This window comes from Microbispora sp. NPDC046973 (assembly GCF_040644495.1).
Lineage (GTDB): Bacteria > Actinomycetota > Actinomycetes > Streptosporangiales > Streptosporangiaceae > Microbispora.
In genome coordinates, this window is the sequence record NZ_JBEYWQ010000048.1 from 18,382 (window position 1) to 39,421 (window position 21,040).

Consider the following 21,040-nt stretch of genomic DNA (forward strand, 5'->3'; position numbering starts at 1 on the left):
TCAGCGCCCCGGCTCCGACGCGTGCTGCCGGATGAGGGGGCAGCGGCGACGTAGTGTGGCGGCATGACGCTGGAGCTCGACGGCAGGATCGTGAAGATCACGAATCCGGACCGCGTGGTCTTCCCGCGGACCGGGCACACGAAGCTCGACCTGATCTCCTACTACCGCGTGGTCGCCGAGGGGGCGGTGCGCGGCGTGGCCGACCGGCCGGTGATACTCAAGCGCTTCGTGCACGGCGTGGACCAGGAGGCGTTCTTCCAGAAGCGCGCGCCCGCCAAGCGCCCCGAGTGGGTGGAGGTCGTCGAGCTGAGCTACCCCTCCGGCCGTACCGCGGAGGAGGTGGTGATCCGCGACCTCGCCCACCTGCTGTGGACGGTGAACCTGGGCTGCGTCGACCTCAACCCCCATCCCGTGCGGGCCCATGACCTCGATCATCCCGACGAGCTGCGGATCGACCTCGACCCCGTGCCCGGCGTCGGCTGGGAGCAGATCGTGCGGGTCGCCCTGGTCGCCCGGGACGTGCTGGAGGAGCACGGCCTGACCGCCTGGCCCAAGACGTCGGGCTCGCGCGGGTTCCACGTCTACGCCCGCATCGAGCCGCGCTGGACCTTCCGCGAGGTGCGGCGGGCCGCCGAGGCCGTGGCCAGGGAGGTGGAGCGCCGGGAGCCCGACGTCGCCACCAGCCGGTGGTGGAAGGAGGAGCGGCAGGGCGTCTTCGTGGACTACAACCAGAACGCCCGTGACCACACCGTCGCCTCCGCCTACTCCGTACGGCCGACCGGCCTCGTCTCGGCCCCGCTGTCGTGGGACGAGGTGCCCGGGTGCCGGCCGGAGGACTTCACGCTCGCGTCGATGCCCGACCGGTACGCCGAGGCGGGCGACCCGTGGGCCGCGATGGACGAGCGGGCGGGCTCCCTGGACCCCCTGCTGGAGCTGGCCGAGGCCCAGGGGCCGCGGCCGGACAAACCCGCGGCCCCGCCCGGACAGGGGCGGCGCCGGCCTGTCATGCCGCTCGTCGAGATCGCCAGGGCCGCCACGCGGGACGAGGCGATGGCCGGGCTCGAACGTTGGAAGGCCCGCCACCCCGAGGTGGCCCGCCTCCTGCAGCCCGCCGACGTCCTGGTCGACTCGATGCGCGGGCGCAGCTCGACCTGGACGAGGATCAGGGTCAACCTCCGGCACGTCCCCGAGGCCGACCGGCCCGGCCAGGAACCGCTGGAGGTCGACTACGACCCCTGGGCAGGGCCGTAGACGTCCCACAGCTCGCCGAGGAAGAACCGGCAGAAGCGGGTCACGGCCGCCGCGCCGTCCGGCCCGGCCGTACGGAAGGTCGTGAGCATCCGCACGAGGTCGGACGGCAGGATGCGCAGCGTCCCCGCGGCGACCACGACGGCGTCCTCGTCCCCGTCCTCCTCGACGTGCCCCTCCAGCAGGCGGGCGTGCAGGGTGGAGGTGTCCAGCCACAGGCGGGTCGGCGCGCCCGGCAGGATCTCCTTGTGCCCGGCCAGGGTGCGGGGGCGGCCGTCGGCGTCCCAGAAGCACAGGCGGTAGCACATGCGCCGCTGCCCGGCCGCCTCCCCGGGGACGAACAGGTTGAACGAGCCCCGGGCGATCGGCCGCCTGCCGCCGCACAGGTCGGCCTCGATCCAGCCCTCCGCCCTGGCCTCGTGTTCGGGCTCGGTGAGGAAACGGTCGATGTCGTCGATCGTGATCGTGAGGCGGAAGGCGAACGGGCACCCTCCGGCCGCACTCCCGCGGGAGGCGCGGCCGGACGAGCCGGGCGTCACACGCCCCCGCATCTCCTCCACGAACCACACCGAGGTCCGGCCCTCGAACAGGCTCGGCTCGTCCGCGGGCCCGGCCGCGAAGGGACGGCCGACGGAGACGGCGGCCGCCGTTCCAGGGCCGGCCTGCGTCTCCGGCGTGCCCACCGTCTCCCGGCCCACCGTCTCCCGGCCCACCGTCTCCCGGCCCACCGTCTCCCGGCCCACCGTCTCCCGGCCTTCCGGCGCGGCGGCCGGCACTGCGCTGTCCGGCACTGCGCTGTCCGTCACTGCGCTCTCCGTCACCGCGCTGTCCATCACTGGGCAGTCCGTCACCGTGCCGGCCTGCGCCGCCGGCCGCGCCGCCGCCGTTCCCACCGGCACGGCCCCCGCCCCCACCTCGATCGGCGGCACGGCGGACAACTCCACGGCCTCGACCTCCGCCGAAGGCGCGGCCAGGGACGTGCGGGTCTCCAGGATCCGGGTGCTCATGCGGTCGGCGAGCGCGGCGATCGTCAGCGACGGGTTGGCGCCGACCGGCCCCGGCAGCGCCGCGCCGTCCGCGACGTACAGCCCGGGGAAGCCGAAGACCTCCCCGTACGCGTCGCAGACCCCCTCGCCCGGATGGCGGCCCATCGGCGCGCCGCCCAGCGGATGCACCGTCATGACCCGCCTGCGCCACCACGGCGGGCTGTCGGCGTACTGCGCGCCGAGCACGTCGCCGATCCTGCGCATGATCGCACGCAGCCGCTCGTAGTAGTCCTCGCTGGTCTCGGTCGTCCAGTCCACGTCGAGGCGGCCGTCGCGCAGGCGCAGCCTCCCGTCGGGGACGTCGCGGCCCATGCCGAGCAGCGGCAGGGAGGTGCCCGACAGCTCGCCCCTGCCGATCAGGTCGGCGAACTCCGCCGACAGATTGGCGTCGTGGGTGAGGATGTTGCGCAGCCGCCGCAGCAGGAACCGGGCGACCCGGCCGGGCCCCATGTCCGCGCCCTCGACCAGGTAGTCGACGAACTCGGGATAGCCGCCGTCCTCGATGTAGGCGCCGCGCCCGTCCGCGCCGTCGTCGAGCCGGATCGCACTGGTGATGACCGGTCCGCGGCTCGCCCGGATGGGCCGGGTCCTGCTCCGGTCGGTGGCCCGCAGCAGGAACGCCAGCATGTCCCCGTTGCCGCAGAACCGGGTGCCGAGCGTCCCGCTGAGACCGGGGAAGGCCGCCCGGTTCTTCAGCAGCAGGAATGACGTGCCGTACGTGCCGGCGGCCAGGACGAGCCGGTCGCAGCTGATCGTGTGCGGCCCGGTCCATCGCGGCGGCCCGTCGCCGTCCTCGCCCGCCTCGTCCCCGCGCGGCATGTGCTCGACGTACTGCACGTCGTAGCCGCCGCCCACGCGCGGCCTGATGCGCCGCACCTCGTGCAGTGTGCGCAGGTCGGCGCCGTGGTGCCGGGCGGCCGACAGGTAGGTGTGGTCGAGGCTGTTCTTCGCGCCCTCGTTGCAGCCGAGGTCGCACTCGCCGCACAGCCGGCACGTACGGCGCGGCACGCCGTGCAGGTTGCCGTACGCCGGGTCGGCGACCGGCACGCCCTGGCAGGGCTGCGCCCCGGGCGACGGCGCGAAGCTGACGGCCAGCGGCGGAAGCCGCCAGTCGAGCCCCAGCTCGGCCGCCGCGTCCCGCATGGCGAGCGTCTTCAGCGTGTCGTCGAAGCCGGAATGGCTCAGCGGGTAGGGCGAGACCCCGATCATGCGCTCGACCGCGTCGTAGTGCGGATCGAGGTCGGCCCTGGTCACCGGCCACGACTCGTAACCGCCGCCGGGCAGCGCCTGCTCGTGGACGAACCAGTCCTCGTCCTTGCGCAGCATCACGTTGGCGTAGATGAGCGAGCCGCCGCCGAGGCCGCTGGCGACGACCGAGTCGCAGTCGGAGAAGCTCCAGATGTCGAACATCCCGTACAGGCCCTCGGCCGGGTCCCAGAAGGCGCGGCCGAGCTGGGCCGGGCCGCGCGGGAACTCGCCGGGCGCGTACGCCCTGCCTCGCTCCAGCACCACCACCGACAGCCCCGCCTCGGCGAGGCGGCAGGCGGCGACCGCGCCGCCGAAACCCGAACCGACCACGACCACGTCGACGTGTTCCATAGATGTCTCTCAGTGCCGCGTCAGCGACCGCTGTGTCGCTTCAGGAAATCGAGGATGTGCGGGAAGACGTCCCGGTGCGCGTTCGCCCCGATGAGGGGGTCGATGTGCCCATAGCCGGGCAGGATCCGCAGCTCGTGCCGCCCCGGCGCCGCCTTGGACAGGACGCGGTGGCAGACGATGTTGGAGTCGGTGAAGACGTCGTTGTGGTCGCCGGTCAGGAACAGGATCGGCGTGTCGACGTCGGCCGCGTTGACCAGGTAGTCGTCCGGCAGCGCGGCGAACCTCGGGTCGCCGGTGTCGTACTTCACCGCCCGGCCGGCGGCCACCATCTTCCGCACGTGCCGGTAGTAGTGCAGGTCGCTGGCGCCGTTGAGGTCGGCGAGCCGCTCGTGGAGGTGCGTGCGCGGCGTCAGGTTCCCATGGCGGTACATCGCGGGCCTGCCGCTGCCCCACATGAAGCTCTGCATGTGGCACGCCGCCTCCCGGCACTCCGGATGGAAGAAGGAGACGGCGCGGGCCAGCAGCCACCGCCGCGTCAGCGGGGGCGCGTCCCTGAACCGCGGGTCCAGGTAGGACAGGCCCGTGCCGTACTCCAGCAGCGCGGGACCGAGGGCGAGCTTGAGGCGGGCCCAGGGGTGCACCCGGGGCGTCAGCGCGACGCTGTTGGACACCACGCCGGCGATCCCGCTCACGGCCCCGGAGAACAGACTCATCTGGAAGGTCACCGACCCCAGGCAGTGGGCCACCACGTGGATCCGCCGCGCCCCCACGTGGCGGCGGATCTCGCGCAGTGCTGCCGGGTGGTCGTACTGGGCGATGTCGTCCAGCGTGTGCCTGCGGGTCTCCATGGTGTACGGAAACCTGTTGCTCATCCGGAAGTCCAGCGCCCACACGTCGCCGAACCCGTTGTCGTGCAGGAACCTGACCAGGTTCGTGTGCTCCGGCATGATGAACATGTCGCTCGACGAGGTCAGTCCGTGCACGAGCAGCACGACGTCGTCCGGCGCCCCCTGCGCCGGCGTGTCGCCGCTACGGAACCGGGTGAGCTGTAACCCCAGCTCGTCCTCCGTGGCGAACGGATGGACCGTCACCTCGGCGTCCCGCACGCCGTCGAGCGTGAACCGGGGTATGCGGTGTTCCATTCGATCGCCTCTCTGCCGGGGCTACCATCCCAGGACCAGCCATAGCGGCGACATCGTGGAAAACCCGTACTTGTCGGCACTCACCGCGTGAGGGCGGTCGCCACGCCGACCCGGGAGGTGACCTCCAGCTTGGTGAAGATCCGCGACAGGTGCGTCTCCACCGTACGGACGCTGAGGAAGAGCCGCTCGGCGACCTGCTGGTTGGTCAGCCCCTCGGCGACCAGCAGCGCCACCTCCAGCTCCCGGGGCGACAGCCCGAGCCTGGCCGCCTCCCCGCCCGCGGCTGTGGTCGCGCCGCCGCCCACCCGTACGCCGAGGCGGCGCAGCTCGCGCTCGGTGCGCGCCTTGAGCGCACGGGCGCCGCAGGAGTCGAAGACGTCGGCCGCGGCGCGCAGGTTCTCCCTGGCGCGGCCGCGGCCGCCGGTCGTCCCGAGACGCGCGAGCCCGGCGGTGAGCAGGGCCCGGCCCGCGTCGAGCCGCCGCTGCCCCGCGGCCAGCAGGCGCGCCGCCTCTTCCGCGGCCTCGGCCGCCGCGGACGGGTCCTGGCCGGACAGCGCGTGCGCGCGGGCGAGCGCGGCGAAGCCGCAGTAGGCGGGCAGGCGGGGTTCCTCCAGCCGCACGGCGAGCGCCGCCCACTGCGCCGCCCGCGCGGACGCCTCCGTGCCGGCCTCCGTGTTCGTCTCCCGGGAGGCGTCCGCGTAGGCGAGCGTCTCGCACGCCTGGAGCAGCGTGCCCGGGTCCACCCGCGGCGACTCGAAGTGGTCGCACGCGTCCAGCACCGCCTCGACGCCGTCGGCTAACCGGCCGGCGTTGACCAGGGCCTGCCCCCGCGCGTAGCGGGCCGTCGCCTCCCAGGTCTCGCCCGCCCCCACGCCGCATCGCACGGCCTCCTCGCCGGCGCGGACGGCCGCCTCGTCGTCGCCGCTCCACGACTCGGCCAGGCAGAGCTGGGTGAGCGCGAACACGAGCTGCTGGCCGGAGTCGAGCAGCCGGGCACCCTCGACGGACTCCTCCGCGGTGGCCCTGGCCTCCGCCAGGCGGCCCGTCGCCACCAGCGTCTTGGCCCGGCCCGCCAGCAGGTTGGTGAGGATGTAGGTCTGCCCGGTCGACCGCGCGACGGCCGCCGCCCGGTCGAAGTGCCGCAGCGCCTCGCCGTACCGGCCGAGGTAGGACTCGGCCCAGCACAGCCAGGCGATGGCGTCCAGCCACTCGGACAGGTGCTCGTCCGGCGCGTCCGCGAGCAGCTTGCCGGCGATCTCGGCGTAGCGCAGCGCGTCGTCCGTACGGCGGGCGGCCAGGGCGGGCATCGGGCGCAGCGCCGCCACCGCGACCGCGAGCCCGGGCTCCCAGTCGTCGGCGTTGTCGGGCATCAGGTCGAGCACGGCCTGGGCGGCGCGGAAGTCCACCCGCATCATGCTCTCGGCGACCAGGCGCATCCGCATCGGCACCGCGGCGGCCGCCCGCGGGTTCGGCATACGGCTCAGCTCGTCGAGCAGCAGCGCCCTCGCCTCCTGCGGGCGGTCGAGCTGGCGCTCCATCAGCGCGCAGACGCGGGCCGCGCGGCCCCTGCGGGGGTAGTCGTCCTCGGGCAGCATCCGCAACAGCTCGCGGGCGGTGTCACGGCCCTCGGCCAGCCTGCCGCTGATCCCCTGGGCCCAGCTCAGCTCCAGCATCAGGGCGAGCCGGTCCTCCCGGGACACCGCGTCGTCCGGCATGAGCCGCAGCGCCGCCTGCAGCCAGTGCGCCGAGGTGGCCGGCGCGTGCGCGGTCACCGCGCGGGCCGCGGCCACCAGCACCTCCACCGCCCGCTGGTCGCCGAACGACCCGGAATGCTCCACGTGGTGGGCCTGCACGGTCGCCGGGGCGCCCAGCTCGGCCAGGTGGGCCGCGATCCTGGCGTGCGCGCCCAGGCGCCAGCCCGCCGCCGCCGACTCGTAGACGGCGCGCCGCACGAGGGGATGGCGGAAGCGGAACCGCCCGCCCGCGCTGCGGACGATGTCGCGCTCGACCAGCTCGTCCAGCGCGGCCAGCGTGGCGGCCGGCGGCACCTCCGCGGCCACGGCGGCGATGGCCGGCTCGAACTCGTCGGCGGCGACCGCGGCGGCCTGGGCCACCAGCAGCGCGCCGGCGGACAGGTCGCCCAGCTCGACCTGGAGCGCGGCGAGCACGGTCGGCGGCAGCTCGGCCACGTCGGTGCCGCCCATCCGGGCCAGCGCCTCCAGGTAGAACGGGTTTCCGCCGCTGGCCTCGTACAGCGCCATGCCGCGTCCCCGGCTGACGTCGGGGCCGAGGAACTGCCGGACCTCGGCCGCGCTGAGGGGACCGACCACGACCTCGTGCCCGCGCGGGCCGGCCGCCGCGGCGAGCCTGGCCACGCGCGGGGCGGCCTGGGCCGGGCGGTAGGCCACGGCCATCAGCACCGGGCCGGCGGGCGGGTGCCGCACGACGTGGTCGAGGAACTCGAGCGTGCCGTCGTCGGCCCAGTGGACGTCGTCGAGGACCAGCAGCAGGCCGGTGGACCCGGCCAGCGCGCCCACCAGATGCCGTACGGCCCGGTAGAGCCGATATCGGGCCAGGCCGCTGCGGTCGTCGGCCAGCGCGGGCTCGTCGCCGGCCGGGGATTCGCCTGTGGCGAGCCCGGGGAAGACGCCGGACAGCAGGGCGGCCTGGCCGGACCCCACGGTTTCGACGACTTCCTCGCGGCGTGCGTCGAGATGGTCGTCGAACGCGTCCACCAGTGCGCTGTAGGGAAGCATCTGCTCGTACTCGGCGGCGCGTCCCCAGAGCGGGGTGAACCCGTCCTCGCCGGCCATCGCCGCGAGCTCGCCGAGCAGCCGCGTCTTGCCCGCGCCCGGCTCGCCGGCCAGTGCGAGGAACTGGAACCCGTCGCGGCGGCTCGCGGCCATCGCGCCCCGCAGCGCGGTCAGCGCGTCCCGCCGTCCGACGAGTGGCGCGGACGAGCCCATGACGACCGGACCGGCCGTGCGTCCGTCCATTCGCACCCCACACGCGAACGCGCGGGCCGCCCCCGCCGGCCGCGCCGACAACACTCAGTAACAGCACTTTACAGATCACGAGACCCCTGGAGGGGATCGGTCCGGCATTGACACCCTATGGAAAGTATTCGAAAAGGAACCGGTCAGTTCGGGCGATTCCGGGATCAGGGGTGCATGGCACCGGGTACGGGACGCGTCGTTCACACGTCGTCACCGCGGAGGTGCCAGGTGCTGGACCGGATCGCCGATCCCAGGGGGCGGCGCACGCCGTACGGGCCTCCCGATGCGGTGGAACGGCTGGCCGCGGCCCTGCCGAGCCACATGCGCGACGCGCTTCCCCCGGTCATCCGCCTCGGCAGCCCCTGGCCGGTGCGTGTGGACACGTTCACGGAGGACGGCGTCGCCGAACCGGACGTCGAGCGCTGGGTTCCCGCCGTCTCCGCGGCGGGGTCCGACGGCGACGCCCTCGACCTGGCGGTGCGCGGCGGCCGGGTCGTGGGCGTACGCGGACGGGCCGGCGACCGCGTCAACCACGGCAGGCTCGACCCGCGGGAGTGGCACGCCTGGCAGCCGCGCGCGGACCGGCTGACCCGCCCCCTGGTTCGTGAGGGCGGGGCTCGTGAGGGCGGGGCTCGTGAGGGCGGGGTTCGCGGGGCCGGGCGGCTAGTGGAGACGACGTGGGACGTCGCGATGGACCGCGTCGTCGCGAGGTCGCGGGAACTGCTCGCCCGCCCCGGCGGCTGGGGCCGCCTCGCCTTCCACACCGGCACGCGGCTGTTCCTCGAGGAGCACTACACCCTCGCCGTCATCGGCAAAGCGGGCATCGGCACCCCGCACATGGACGGCGACACCCGCTGGGGCGCGGCGGCCGCCGCGGCCGCGCTCGCGGCGAGCTTCGGCACCGACGGCCAGCCGGGCTCGTACACCGACGTGGACCACTGCGACGCGCTCGCGCTGTGGGGCCACGACTGCGCCGCCACCCACCCCGTGCTGTGGGAGCGCATGCTCGACCGGCGGCTCGGATCCACGCCGCCCGCCATGATCGCGGTGGGCCCGGAGGGGACGGCGGCGGCGAGGGAGGCCGACGTCCATCTCGCCGTGCGTCCCGGCACCAACGTGGCCCTGCTCAACGGCCTGCTGCACGAGCTGATCGCGGGCGGCTGGCACGACGCGGCCTACGTCGCCGCGCACACCGTGGGGTTCGAACGACTGTGGCGAACCGTCGAGGCGTACCCCGCCAAGAGAGCGGCGGAGATCTGCGCGGTGCCGGTCGGGCAGATCGAGCAGGCCGCCGAGATCCTCGGCGCGGCCGAACGGCTGGTGTCGACCGTCGGCCCGGCCTTCCTGGACTCCAACCAGGCGACCGCCGCCGCCTGCCAGGTCAACAACGTCCACCTGCTGCGCGGCATGCTCGGCCGTCCGGGGGCCGGGCTGTTCCAGCTCGGCGGACCCGGGTGCGACGCGCTGGAGGCGGGCTCGGCCGCGGACCTGCCCGGGCTGCGCAACTGGGCCGACACCGGCCACGTGCGCGAGCTGGCGGACCTGTGGAACGTCGACCCCGCCGTCATCCCGCACTGGGGGCCGGCCACGCACGCGACCCAGATCCTCAGGTACGCCGAGGAGGGCTCGATCGGGCTGCTGTGGATCACGGCGTCCGATCCGGCGGCCACGATTCCCGGCCTCGACCGCATCCTCGCGAGGGAGGACCTGTTCGTCGTCGTCCAGGATCCCTGTCTGACCGAGACCGCGCGGCTGGCCGACGTGGTGCTCCCGGCGGCGGCCTGGGGCGAGAGGACCGGCACCGTCACCGGCGCCGACCGCACGGTGCACCTGTGCGAGAAGGCGGTCGATCCGCCGGGAGAGGCCAGGGCGGACCTCGACATCCTGCTCGACTACGCGCGGCGGATGGACCTGCGCGACCGGGACGGCCGGCCGCTCGTGCACTGGACCGACGCGGAGTCGGCGTTCGAGGCGTGGAAGGCGTGCTCCCGGGGCCGTCCGTGCGACCACACGGGAATCACCTACGAGCGGCTGCGGGCCGGCGGCGTGCAGTGGCCCTGCATGCCGTCCAGCTCCCACGGCGTCGAGCGCCTGTACGCCGGGGGGCGCTTCGCCACCGCACCGGGGGACTGCCAGACGTTCGGGGCCGACCTCGCCACGGGTGCCGAGTACGGCGAGGAGCGCTACCGCGCGGAAGACCCCGGGGGACGGGCCTTCCTCCACGCCGCCGACTTCGAGCCGTCTCCCGAGGTCGCCGACGACGAGCACCCCCTGGTCCTCACCACCCGCCCGGCGCCCTGCCGCTTTCCTGCCCGGCCCTCCCGTCTCGGCGACGCCGTCCCCGAGCCGTTCCCGGCCGAGCCGTGCCTGGAGGTCCACCCCGCCGACGCCGCGGCGCTCGGCGTCGAGGACGGCGACCTCGTCCGGGTCGAGTCGCCCCTCGGCGTGCTGGAGGCCGTCGCGCGCCTGTCGGGCGTACGCCCGGGAGCCGTGGTCCTGCCGCTCGACGGGCAGGACGAGGCCGTGACGCGGGCGGTGGCGGAGCTGACGCTCACCGCGTGGGACCCGGTGTCCCGCCGGCCGCTGCGCACGCCCGCGGCGGTCCGGCTGGTGAAGGCCGGGCGGCGCGGGGAGGCCCCCATGGGGGAGGACCTCTACTCGGCCGCCGCCACGCGCCTCGGCTGTGGTGTGACCGCGCGGCCCGAGGTGACGGCCGCGGCCGGAGGAGGGGAGGCGCCGGAGCGATACGAGGAGGTCTGACGTCCGCGATCGCCGGAGATGAGGTGGGTCGGCCTACCGGAAGGAAGCGACGACATATGGTCCGTGCAGGCACACACACCGCTTGGGGGGACGCCGCGCGCGGGTGGGACGATCCGTGAGCGAGCATCTGGCGCGCTACCTGGAGACGCTGTCGCGCACGCAGCACGAGCTGTCGTCCGGGTTCCGCGCGCTGCGGCGCGGCCATCCCCGCGAGTCCGACCTGTGTGGCGTCTGCGAGCGCCTGGCCGCGCAGTGCCGCGACCACGCCGGGCGGCTGGAGCCCTTCCTGCGGAGGTACCGCTCCGGGAGCCTCCGCGATCCGGGTCCCGCGCAGTCGCGGGTGCCCGGGGTGAAGCCTCAGGGGCTGGAGGCGCCGGGCCTGGAGACCTCCGGTTTCGGCTCCGGAGCGTTCGACGCCCGTGGAATCGAAGGCGGGGGATTCGACGCCGGGGGGTTCGATACGGGTGGCTTCGATGCCGGTGGTTTCGGTGCCGGTCGTTTCGATGCTGACGGTTTCGATCGGGGGGGTTTCGGCGCCGCGAGTATCGACGGCGGTGGTTTCGACGCGGCGGGCCTGGAGCCGGCGGACCTCCAGCGGGTGGTCCGCGGGGCCGTGGAACGGGAGCGGGCAGAAGGCGGCGCGGAGGCCGGGGCGACGCGGCGCCCCCACGAGACGCCGGGACGAGGCGGTGGGGGCGGCGACGGCGGCGGCCTCGCGCTGCTGCGGGACCTGCACGGGCTCTACCTTCTCGCCACCGAGTGCGACCTGTCGTGGAGCGTGGTCGCGCAGGCCGCCCGCGGGCTCAGGGACGATGATCTGCTCGGCCTCGCCCGCCACTGCGCCGCCGAGACGGCCGTCCAGTTGCTCTGGCTGCGCACCCGAATGCGCCAGGCCGCGCCGCAGGTTCTCGTCGTCCCGTCCTGGTAGTTCGGGGAAAAGGGCGACAAATTCCGTCATTAACGGGAAATCTAGACAAGCGTCGTATGATTTCCGGCTAAATGGATTGTGTCGGGTGGGGATAATTGATAGAAGATTATCTCGGCGTGGGCGACCGGGGGGACCGGCCGTGCCCATCGTGATACCGGTGCTCGTGGCGGGGGCGTACCGGTGGCGGCAAGAATGCTTCGCCGGAAATGGCGAACCTCATGCCGCGATTTGTCGACGGCGCCGGCCGCATTCCGCAGCCGGCGCCGTCATCACGAAACGTCGTGAGGGCGGGGCGCTGATCGCGGATACGGCGGTGCAGAACATTGACATCAACGGCTGCAGGGAGGTCTGGGTCACCTACGCCGATGGGCGCAAGGTGCGCGGGCCGGCGGTCGCCGGCAGCGACGAGGAGCTCATCCAGCGGATCCGGATGTGGGGCGTCCACGGCGGCCAGACCTCCCGGGAGTTCTCCACCGTCACCCCCATGCTGAACGCGGCACTGAAGGAGCGGGTGCGGCTGTCGGCGGTCATGGCGATCACGCCGCGGCTGCACGTGTCGATCCGCTGCCACCGGCACGTGGACGTCACCCTGGCCGACCTGGTCGAGCTCGGCACCCTCGAGGCCGGGCTGGCGTCGTTTCTCGCCACGGCCGTGCGAGCGCGCAAGGACATCCTGGTAACCGGCGGGGTCAACGCCGGCAAGACCACGATGCTGCGGGCCCTGGCCGCCGAAATCGGCGGGGGCATCGGGTATCGCCACCCACGGTCGGCCGGTTGCTGCCTGTCCACCCCACCCTGGTCGGTGCCGACCGGCCGCCCGTCGTCGGCACCGACCGCGCGCAGGTCCGCGCTGCCGCACTACGCGCCCTGGCCGATCCTCGGCTGACTGGCATGACCGAAGCCCAACTGGACGACCTGGCGCGCCGGCTCGCCCCCGCCCAGGCCGCTCGGGCCGAGCAGCGCACCTTCCACCAGCGGTGGTGAACGCCGCCGCGCCAAGGGCGCCGGGTCCCACCGCCTGCTCTCCGACACGGACCGGGACGCCCCGCCCAGCGGCCCGGGATCTCCGAAACGCTCTCGCATCCCGCTCTGACCGGGATGAGCCGCGAAGAACTCCGCCAGATGATCGAGCGACTCACCCCGCTCCAAGCCGCCCGTCTCGAACGCCTCCGCTACCAGCGACGCGGCGGTGAACGACTCCCCGGAGCGCGGGGCGGCATCTTCCAACAGAAGATCACCGACGCCGAGCGGATCCTCGTCGCCATCCTCTACCAGCGGAAAGTCTGCACACGGCAAGTCCTCAGCGAACTGTTCGCAGTCAGCCCCCGCACGATCGGCAACACCCTCATCGAGACCCGCCCGCTTCTGGAACACGACGGCTACAGCCCCGCACCCGCCCCAACCCGCCACCGGACCGCGGCCGCGCTCCGCGCCTCCATCTCGCCGTTTTGATCCTTAACGGCTTCACAGTGGGTCCGGCACCGTTGCCAGGACGCGCCCGGCAGGGTGGACCCGATCGCTTCGACCAGCCCGGGATGGGCATCAGAGATGACCAGCTGCACCCCCGACAGGCCGCGGGCGACCAGGCCACGCAGGAACGCCAGCCAGCCGGCGCCGTCCTCGCGTGAGGTGACCTCCAGCCCGAGGATCTCCCGCTGTCCGTTGGCGTTCACGCCGGTGGCGACCAGGGCGTGCACGTTGACCGTGCGCCCGCCCTCGCGGACCTTCTGGGTGAGGGCGTCCAGCCAGACGAAGGTGTACGGGCCGCCGTCCAAGGGCCGGGTGCGGAAGGCCTCCACCTGCTCATCCAGCACTTTGGCCATCGCCGAGACCTGGCTCTTGGAGATGCCGCCGATCCCGAGCTGCTCGACCAGCTTGTCCACCCGACGCGTTGACACACCCAGCAGATAGCAGGTGGCCACGACGCTGATCAGGGCTCGTTCGGCCCGGCGGCGGCGTTCCAGCAGCCAGTCGGGGAAGTAGGAGCCTTGGCGCAGTTTCGGGATGGCCAGCTCGACGGTGCCGGCGCGGGTGTCCCACTCCCGCTTGCGGTAACCGTTACGGGAGTTGGTCCGCTCGCTGCTGCGCTCGCCGTAAGAGGCCCCGCACAGGCTGTCGGCTTCGGCCGACATCAACGCCTCGGCCATGGTCTTCACCATGGATCGCAACAGATCCGGATCCTGCGCCTGGATCTGCTCCGCCAGCCACGCGGCAGGGTCCACACTGTCGTTCACGGCCATCGCCTTTGTTCTCCTTCGATCTTGACTTCGCAATCACGAAGGATCACGCGATGGCCGTCCTCATTTCACGACCCATCACCGCTCCCTTCGGAGGATGGGTCACGTGCGGCACCTACCGATGTTTTGTCGATGATCAGGAGAAGGTGGTGCATAAATCCGCGATAGTGGTGCGCTCCAGCGTCAGCGCGGCGGGAGCGGCGATCCACCGCCCCCGCCGCGTTAACGGGTCAGCGGCGGTTGAGGTTCTGCATCCACTCCCGCAGCTCGCGCGCCTGCCGCGCGAGCTCGGAACGCGCCGCAGCGTCGCCGGAGGCCTTGTCGTTCGCCAGGTCGACGATCGAGTTCAGCGCCGGGATGGCGGTGGTGTAGTTGGTTGCCAGGTAGCTGTCCCGCGCGATGTCCAGGGCGGCACCGGCGGCGTCCGCGGCGGCCGCGGTCAGCAGCCCGGCCGCTCGGTCGGCCTCGATCAGCAGGCTGGTCTCGCGGTAGGACGAGCAGTTGGCGCCCTTGCGGTCGGCGGTCGTCTCGATCCCGCCGAGGATGATCTGCATGAACGAGTCGTCGTAGTACTGCGTCCGGAAGTGGCCGAGGATGTTCGAGAACGCCTTGCCACCGTCCCAGTTCTGGCACCACGCGATCGGGTGGTCGCCGTTCATCAGCCGCAGCGGGTTGGTGGCCGCGTTGCCGCTGTTGAGGCTGCGCTGGTAGCTGTCCTCGTTGAGGCTCAGCAGCGTGTGCACGTCGGCCCGCATGTTGCGGTCGAAGTTGTAGAGCTCGTCGACCGTCATCCACCGGTCAGGGAGATGCGCGGTCGCCGGGTGCGTGTTGTCCTCGGTCACCACCTCGGTGTGGATGCAGCTGCCGCACTGGCCGAACCCGTTCTGGCCGTTCGGATGGTTGGTGAAGAACCCACCGACGAGGTCGCCGTACCACGGCCAGGTGCCGATCTCGAACGAGTCGGCGGCGCCGTGGAGGCCGACATAGCCGCCGCCCTGGTGCATGTAGGCCTCGAAGTTCGGCTGCTCGGTGATCGGATTGAGCGGGCCCGGGTGCCCGACGTTGGACTCGAAGACGATCGTGTCGTACTGCTTGAGCGTGTCGAGGCTCAGGAACGGGCTCGTGGGCAGCGTGACGGTCGGGAGTTGCGGGTCGTAGACGTCGACGTTGAAGTTGTGCGCGATGCCGAGCTTCTGGATCGCGGCCACGGTGTGCGGGATGTGGTCGTGCCGGAAGCCCGTCGTCTTGGAGAAGACCAGGACGTTGTAGTCGGCGTCCGGGTTGTGCGGGAGCGGGGCGAGCACCGGGTCCGGGATGAACTTCGGGCCCTCCGCGGGCTCAGACTCGAGGCCCGTCGCGGGCTCCGGCGCGAGCCGGCCGTTGAGCTGGTCGATCAGGTAACGCGCATCGCCCACGAGTGTGCTGCGGGCCGAGCCGGGCGCGATCCGGTCACCGGCGATCGAGACGAACTCGTTCAGGACCTGGCTCGCGCGCTTGGCCGAACCGGCGTCGGCGAGCGCCTTCGCCTGGTCGAGCTTGGCTTGGAGCGCCGCGCCGACCTCCGCCGGGACGCTGCCGGCGGTCACGAACCGGGCGATCAGCGTGCCGACGTCCGCGAACGATGTCGTCACGATGAACGTCTGTGTGTACTTCGCGCTGTTGGAAGCAGCGTCAGAGAGATGCACCGCGAGCGTGTGCACGCCGAGCGACAGGTCGGAGGTCTGCACCGGCAACGGCGGGACCAGCTTGCCGTCGAGGTACATGTTCAGCACAGCCACTCCGCCCGAGCCGGGGGCGGGGTCCGTGCGCGTCGGGATAAGTGTGGCGACGTGACCGACGTGACCGTCGGTGATCGCCGGGTACGATGCAGCCGGCGCGCGCGTGTCGATCCGGACCGAGATCGAGCGGAACGCCGCGACGTTTCCGGACGTGTCGACCGCGCGGTACCGGACGCTGGTGTTGCCCTCCTGCGTGATCACCGCCGACGCCGTGGCCGACGCCGGCGCCCCCTCGACGGGCACGTCGATGTAGGCGGCGCCGCCGTTGAGCGAGTACTGGAACTTGGCGATGCCGACGTCGTCGGTCGCCGACACGTTCAGCGTCACCGGGCCGCGGTACCAGTTGTTCTGGCCGGTCGGCGCAGAGGGCGACAGCGTCGCCACGTTGATCGTCGGCGGTGTCGTTTCCTGTGCCCACGACGGTGCCGCGGGGATGAGTGCGGCCGCCGTCAGGAAGGTGGCCACTGCCGATGTGCGAAATCTTCTTCGCATGAGTGTCTTCTCTCTCTTGCCGCTATACGGGCGGGTTCGCTAGGCGCCGATGCCCGTGCCGACGAGCTCGGGTTCGTCGGCACGGGCGGGTTCGCTAGGTGCCGATGCCCGTGCCGACGAACTCGGCCCAGTTGAGGTTGAACAGGTTGCCGCCCGTGGCGCCACCCGTGACCGAGCGGAACACCAGGAACAGCTCATGCGTCCCGGACATCGAGACCGGGAACGTCTGGCTCGTCCAGGTTCCCGTCCCGCCGGTGGACACGAGGTTGGCCGTCGTCAGGATCGGCCCGGTGATCGAGTCCTGACGGACCTCGATCGCCGCCAGCGGCGACCCGGGCGTGCGGCCGGTCGCCGCGTCCGCCACGCGGAACGTGATCGAATCGATGTTGGTCAGGTTGAATGGGCCGTTGAGCTGGAGCCAGTCGCCCGAGCCCAGGCTGCCGCGGTGCACGCCGGCGCCGCCGTCGGTGTTGGTCGCCGTGTTGGTGCCGGACTGGTTGACGACGAACTCCACCTCCTGGTGCTTCTGGCGGATCTGGTGCTGGCCGGTCGTGGTCAGCGGTGGGACGCCGCCCGGACCGCCGTGGTCGGTGTAGCGCGCCTGGACCACGCCGGAGACGTTGCCGCCGTGTGAGACGTCGTCGGCGACCGTGTGGAGCACGCCCGAGCAGCCGTTGACGGACTCCTCGGCATGGCCGTGCGCGTCGTGGCCGAGCACGAACGTCACCTGCACCTCGGAGCAATTCACCGTCCCGTCCTCGGGGTCGGTGACCGTTACCGAGAACGGGATGTCGTCGCCGAACGCGAACGTCCCGCCCTCCACCGGCGTATTGACGACCACCGTCGGGCTCGTGTTGCCCACGGTGATCACGGTGCTGGTCGAGGTTTGCTTGCCGGACGAGTCGAGCACGGTCAGCACGGCCGTGTAGCGGCCGGACTGCGTGTAGGTGTGTGTCGGGTTCGGGTCGGTCTCGATCGCCGAGCCGTCGCCGAAGTTCCACTCGTAGCGGATCGAGTCGCCGGGATCCTCATCCAGCGAGCCGGCGCTGGAGAAGTTCACGGTCAGCGGCGTTGAGCCGTCGGTGCGGTCCGTGGTGAGCACGGCCTTCGGCGCGCGCTTGCCCTTGACGTACTCCCACTTGTACATGCCCGCGTCGGGGCTGATGACGTTGAATCCGTTGCCGTAGGTCAGCAGGTAGAACGCGCCGTCTGAACCGAACTGCAGGTCCATCGGGTTGTCGCACTCGAACCGGAACCTGCCTGCCCCGGCGTTCGCGCGGCTCCCGCAATCCAGGAAGTTGTTGATCTTCTGGATGTGGTTGTTCTGCTTGTCGAGCTTGACCTCGCGCAGCGTGTCCTGCGTCCACTCGCTGATGATCACCGAGTCGTCGTAGTACGGCGGGAACTTGTGCGGGTTCGGGTTCTCCGGGTCGTAGTGGTACTTCGTGACCCCGTGCGGACCGACGCCGCCGGTGTAGAGCTCGGGGAACAGCCGCGGGCATTCGGTCGTCGAGCCGGGCGCGATCGGGCCCGGGGTCGGCGCGTAGTAGGCCTCGCACGGGGTGCCGAGCGGCGCGTTCGGGTTGTTGTCGCGGTAGGAGTACCAGATGTCCGGGTCGGTGACCGGCGGGACGTCCCTCAGGCCCGGCTCGACCGTCGGACCGCCCTCAATGTTCCACAGCGAGTCGTTGCGCTGCGTCGGCCCGTCGCAGTCGAACTTCTGAGGCGGGTTGTTCAGCGGCGTGCCCGCGGTGGTGGTGCCGGGCGCGAACTCGTGGAAGTTCCACTGGTAGTGCGCGAGGTCGCGCTTGTAGCACGTCGGCCAGCCGTAGTTGGACGGCTTGCGCACGATCTCGTAGCGGCCGGTGCCCGCCGGGCCGTGCGAGCGCTGCGGTGTCTGGGCGTCGGGCGAGTAGTCGCCGATGTAGGCCACGTCGTTCTCGTCGACCTGGATCCGGAACGGGTTGCGGAAACCCATCGCGTAGACCTCCGGCCGCGTCTTGTCCTGCGGCGCGCCCGCGACCAGCGGGAACAGGTTGCCCGACGGGATCGAGTAGGCGCCCGTGCCGGAGCCGAAGTCGGCCTTGTTGGCGTCGGCGGCGGAGATGTTGCCATCCTTGACCTTGATCCGCAGGATCTTGCCGCGCAGGTCGTTGGTGTTCAGCGCGCTGCGGCGCGAGTCACCGGTGAGCCGCTGATACCAGCCGCCCGCCTGCGCCGTGTTGGTGGCGATCGCCGGCGTGGCGGTGCCGGTCAGGCCGGCGCCGTCGGCGGTGATCTGCGGCTGATCGGACTGCTGCTTGCCGCGGCGGAAGAACACGTTGACGTTCGACGTGTTGACCGGGCCGCCGCTGGTCTGGATCTCATCCGCCTCGATGTTCGAGAGCGCCTCGAGCGCCGCGTCGATCGCATTGCGATCCGCATTCCACGCGATCGGCGCCGTCGTCTGGCCATCGAAGGTCAGCGTGAACGTGCCGCCCGTCGCGTTGGTGACGCGCACGGTCTGCTGCTCGTCGGTCTTCTGCGAGTTGTACGGCCCGTAGCCGCCGGCGTTGATGCCGCCCGCGGGCGTGTCATCGCCGGTGACCATCCAGAGGTTGCCGTGCTTGTCGAAGTCGATGTCGCCCCCGACGTGGCAGCACTCCTGGCGGTTGACCGGCACGCGCATGATCTGCTGCTCGGAGCTCATGTCGAGGTGCGCCGGCGTGCTGTCGGTGGCGTCGACGAACTTGAAGCGGCTGAGCTGGAAATAGCCCACGTACGGATCCCACGCGGTCTTGGACGCCGCCACGTCCGGCGGGGTGGTGTTCGGCGTGATCTGGGTGACGACCGAGCCGTCGCTCAGCTTGACGTCGGTGACCTCCTTCGGCGAGTAGTAGAGGTAGACCCACTTGTTGGTCGCGAAGTTGGCGTCGACCGCCGGGCCATAGAGCCCGTCCTCGCCCGCGGAGTAGATCTGCTGCGTCATCGGCAGGCTCGGATCGGCGAAGTTGGCGACGACCGTGGTGACGCCCGTGGTCGAGTCGTGCATGCGCAGCGAGCCGAGGCGGTCCGTCTGCAGAACGCGGCCGTCCGGCAGCTGGTCGAAGCCGATCGGCTCCTGCAGGTTCGGCGGCGAGCCGATCTTCGTCTGCTGGTAGTTGGCCAGCACGGTCGCGCCGCAGTCGCTGTAGACCGGGTCGGCCTGGCCCGCGGCCCAGCCGATCGCGCCCTTGAGGTGCTTGGTGAGGCCGGCGTCGAAGCTCGCGGCCGTGTTGCCCAGGCCGGTGTAGAACGAGCGGCCGCCCTGGAAGTCCTTACACCACGAGACCGGGTGATCGGCGCCCATCGTGCCCCCGGCGATCCCGTCGAGGTTGTCGCCCTGCGGCTGCGGCCCGAACGGGTCCTCGACGACGGTGTCGAGGACGTGTGACACACCGCGGACGTTCTTCGTGAAGTTGTACCAGTTGTCGGTCCGCGACCAGATCTGCGGCAGATCCTTGGTCGCGTCGTGGACGCGGTCGGCGACCTTCACGTCACCCGATTGCACGTCGGTCCTGCCGGACGCACGCGTCCCCAGGAGGTCAGTCAGGAATGACCAGGACTCGTCGGTCTCGACCGCCGAGCCGACGCCGACGAAGCCGCCGCCGCCGCGGAAGTAGCTCTCGAAGTTCGCGCGTTGCGCGTCCGTGAGCGGGCTCGCGTGACCCGTGTCCAAGAACACGACCGCGCGGTACTGCTCCAGCTTCTTCTTCGTGAAATGGTCGCCCACGTCAGCGGGCTCGGGCGCCACGACCGTGAAATCACCGGTTCTGGCCGCATCCCGGATCGCGGCCAGGCCGGCCGACGACACCGCGTCCTGGGTGCTGCGCACCACGAGCACCTTGAAGCCGGCGTCTGGTGGTGCGGCCTTGGCGGCAGGCGCGGACGACTGCAGCAGCGCCGGTGCAGCGACGAAAGCGGGCTCAGCCGCCGTGGGGGCTTCGGCGCTCACCGGCGTCGCGAGGAGCGTGATGAAAGGGGCGATGAGGGCTAAGGCCATCGTGGTCGCGGTGCGACGTCTCGGGCGTCGTCCGTTTTCTGGCAGGGCTGCGTCGAGCAGCCTGGCCCACGTTCGATGACGTGGTGACATGGGAAACCCTTTCCTGACCGGGGGGCGTCAGGCAAGGCGCGCGCCGCCGCGCTTGTTGCCGCTTGTTGGCGTTGGTTGCGGATACGGGGGGTTGCTGGAGAGGTGCCGCCTCCAGGTCTGTGGGGGCCGTCAGTAGGCTGTCGGCCGGGGTAGTGAATCCATGATCGTTGTCGGGTCGTCGATGATCCGGTTGACCACCATGCTCGCGGCGCCGCGGGAAGCGGCGCCGAAGCCGAGCGTGGAGGCGACGAATCGGCACTGGGCGGCGGGGGCGGCCACCACGAGCCGCTGCAGCTGATCCTGCGCGTGGGGCAGCAGCCACTCGGCCAGTGAGGCGAAGTAGCCCCCGATGACGATGAGTCGCGGGTTGAACAGGTTGGCCACGATCGAGCCGCCGAGCCCGAGCCATTGGCCGACCTGCGCCACCGCCTGCATCATGCGCCGGTCGCCGGCGCCTGTGCGGTCGTCGCCCAGGCTCCGGATCCGGTCGTGCCGGGTCCGGAGCCGTGCAGCATCAGCACCGCGGGCCCGGTGCCGCTCTCCAGGACGTGGACGGGGGAGCCGTCGACGGTGACGGTCCGAAGTGCCGTCACCGAGACACCTCAGGTGTGCTCATGCCGATGCGGAGTTGATGGACTTCGAGAAGACCTCCATCATCACCCTGCCGAACTGCGGCATGTCGGGCCAGCCGCGGCAGGAGACG

11 protein-coding genes and 2 pseudogenes are annotated in these 21,040 nt (G+C 71.8%); 5 read left to right on the forward strand and 8 right to left on the reverse strand.

Features of this window, described 5'->3' with window-relative positions; translation table 11 throughout:
• The first annotated feature begins 63 nt into the window (after positions 1-63).
• On the forward strand, positions 64-1,251 hold the full coding sequence (gene ligD / locus ABZ860_RS40390; protein ID WP_357231262.1) for a non-homologous end-joining DNA ligase: 1,188 nt from the start codon (positions 64-66) through the stop codon (positions 1,249-1,251).
• Here ligD and ABZ860_RS40395 read toward each other — a convergent pair.
• The 3 genes from ABZ860_RS40395 to ABZ860_RS40405 form a co-directional block, all read right to left on the reverse strand.
• The gene (locus ABZ860_RS40395) at positions 1,227-3,893 is read right to left on the reverse strand and encodes a GMC oxidoreductase (RefSeq protein ID WP_357231265.1); all 2,667 of its coding nucleotides are present in this window, start codon (positions 3,891-3,893) and stop codon (positions 1,227-1,229) included. The genes ligD and ABZ860_RS40395 overlap by 25 nt on opposite strands.
• A 20-nt stretch (positions 3,894-3,913) precedes the next feature.
• On the reverse strand, positions 3,914-5,035 hold the full coding sequence (locus tag ABZ860_RS40400; protein ID WP_357231268.1) for an alpha/beta fold hydrolase: 1,122 nt from the start codon (positions 5,033-5,035) through the stop codon (positions 3,914-3,916).
• Between the two features lie 80 nt (positions 5,036-5,115).
• Positions 5,116-8,031 carry an AAA family ATPase gene (locus tag ABZ860_RS40405; RefSeq protein ID WP_357231270.1) on the reverse strand — a complete coding sequence of 972 codons (2,916 nt, stop codon included), beginning with the start codon at positions 8,029-8,031 and terminating at the stop codon, positions 5,116-5,118.
• A 228-nt stretch (positions 8,032-8,259) separates the two neighbouring features.
• Between ABZ860_RS40405 and ABZ860_RS40410 the strand changes: the two genes are divergently transcribed.
• The 4 genes and pseudogenes from ABZ860_RS40410 to ABZ860_RS40425 all read left to right on the forward strand — a co-directional run.
• Positions 8,260-10,791 carry a molybdopterin-dependent oxidoreductase gene (locus ABZ860_RS40410; protein WP_357231273.1) on the forward strand — a complete coding sequence of 844 codons (2,532 nt, stop codon included), beginning with the start codon at positions 8,260-8,262 and terminating at the stop codon, positions 10,789-10,791.
• 115 nt (positions 10,792-10,906) lie between these two features.
• Positions 10,907-11,719, forward strand: coding sequence for a hypothetical protein (locus tag ABZ860_RS40415; RefSeq protein ID WP_357231276.1), 813 nt, complete (start codon positions 10,907-10,909; stop codon positions 11,717-11,719).
• Entirely contained in the window at positions 11,604-12,605 is a 1,002-nt protein-coding gene (locus ABZ860_RS40420; protein WP_357231279.1) for an ATPase, T2SS/T4P/T4SS family, read from the forward strand. The genes ABZ860_RS40415 and ABZ860_RS40420 overlap by 116 nt, the downstream gene beginning before the upstream one ends.
• Positions 12,524-13,171: pseudogene (locus tag ABZ860_RS40425) on the forward strand (hypothetical protein); the annotation flags it as partial. The gene ABZ860_RS40420 and the pseudogene ABZ860_RS40425, both read left to right, overlap by 82 nt.
• A gap of 17 nt (positions 13,172-13,188) precedes the next feature.
• Here the strand turns inward: ABZ860_RS40425 and ABZ860_RS40430 are convergent.
• From ABZ860_RS40430 to ABZ860_RS40450, 5 genes and pseudogenes are all read right to left on the reverse strand, one after another.
• Positions 13,189-13,959: pseudogene (locus tag ABZ860_RS40430) on the reverse strand (IS256 family transposase); the annotation flags it as partial.
• A gap of 227 nt (positions 13,960-14,186) precedes the next feature.
• Positions 14,187-16,226, reverse strand: coding sequence for a ThuA domain-containing protein (locus ABZ860_RS40435; protein WP_357231282.1), 2,040 nt, complete (start codon positions 16,224-16,226; stop codon positions 14,187-14,189).
• A gap of 94 nt (positions 16,227-16,320) precedes the next feature.
• Complete coding sequence (locus tag ABZ860_RS40440) at positions 16,321-20,247, reverse strand: ThuA domain-containing protein (protein WP_357231285.1); 3,927 nt, start codon at positions 20,245-20,247, stop codon at positions 16,321-16,323.
• Between the two features lie 219 nt (positions 20,248-20,466).
• Complete coding sequence (locus tag ABZ860_RS40445) at positions 20,467-20,775, reverse strand: ROK family protein (RefSeq protein WP_182877374.1); 309 nt, start codon at positions 20,773-20,775, stop codon at positions 20,467-20,469.
• Complete coding sequence (locus ABZ860_RS40450) at positions 20,772-20,930, reverse strand: hypothetical protein (protein ID WP_220505085.1); 159 nt, start codon at positions 20,928-20,930, stop codon at positions 20,772-20,774. The genes ABZ860_RS40445 and ABZ860_RS40450 overlap by 4 nt, the downstream gene beginning before the upstream one ends.
• Between the last annotated feature and the right edge of the window lie 110 nt (positions 20,931-21,040).

Bases quoted from the DNA above. Each gene is read 5' to 3' on its own strand.
- ligD (WP_357231262.1), top strand. From the start codon at position 64: ATGACGCTGGAGCTCGACGGCAGGATCGTGAAGATCACGAATCCGGAC.
- ABZ860_RS40395 (WP_357231265.1), bottom strand. From the start codon at position 3,893: ATGGAACACGTCGACGTGGTCGTGGTCGGTTCGGGTTTCGGCGGCGCG.
- ABZ860_RS40400 (WP_357231268.1), bottom strand. From the start codon at position 5,035: ATGGAACACCGCATACCCCGGTTCACGCTCGACGGCGTGCGGGACGCC.
- ABZ860_RS40405 (WP_357231270.1), bottom strand. From the start codon at position 8,031: ATGGACGGACGCACGGCCGGTCCGGTCGTCATGGGCTCGTCCGCGCCA.
- ABZ860_RS40420 (WP_357231279.1), top strand. From the start codon at position 11,604: ATGATCTGCTCGGCCTCGCCCGCCACTGCGCCGCCGAGACGGCCGTCC.
- ABZ860_RS40435 (WP_357231282.1), bottom strand. From the start codon at position 16,226: ATGCGAAGAAGATTTCGCACATCGGCAGTGGCCACCTTCCTGACGGCG.
- ABZ860_RS40440 (WP_357231285.1), bottom strand. From the start codon at position 20,247: ATGGCCTTAGCCCTCATCGCCCCTTTCATCACGCTCCTCGCGACGCCG.
- ABZ860_RS40445 (WP_182877374.1), bottom strand. From the start codon at position 20,775: ATGATGCAGGCGGTGGCGCAGGTCGGCCAATGGCTCGGGCTCGGCGGC.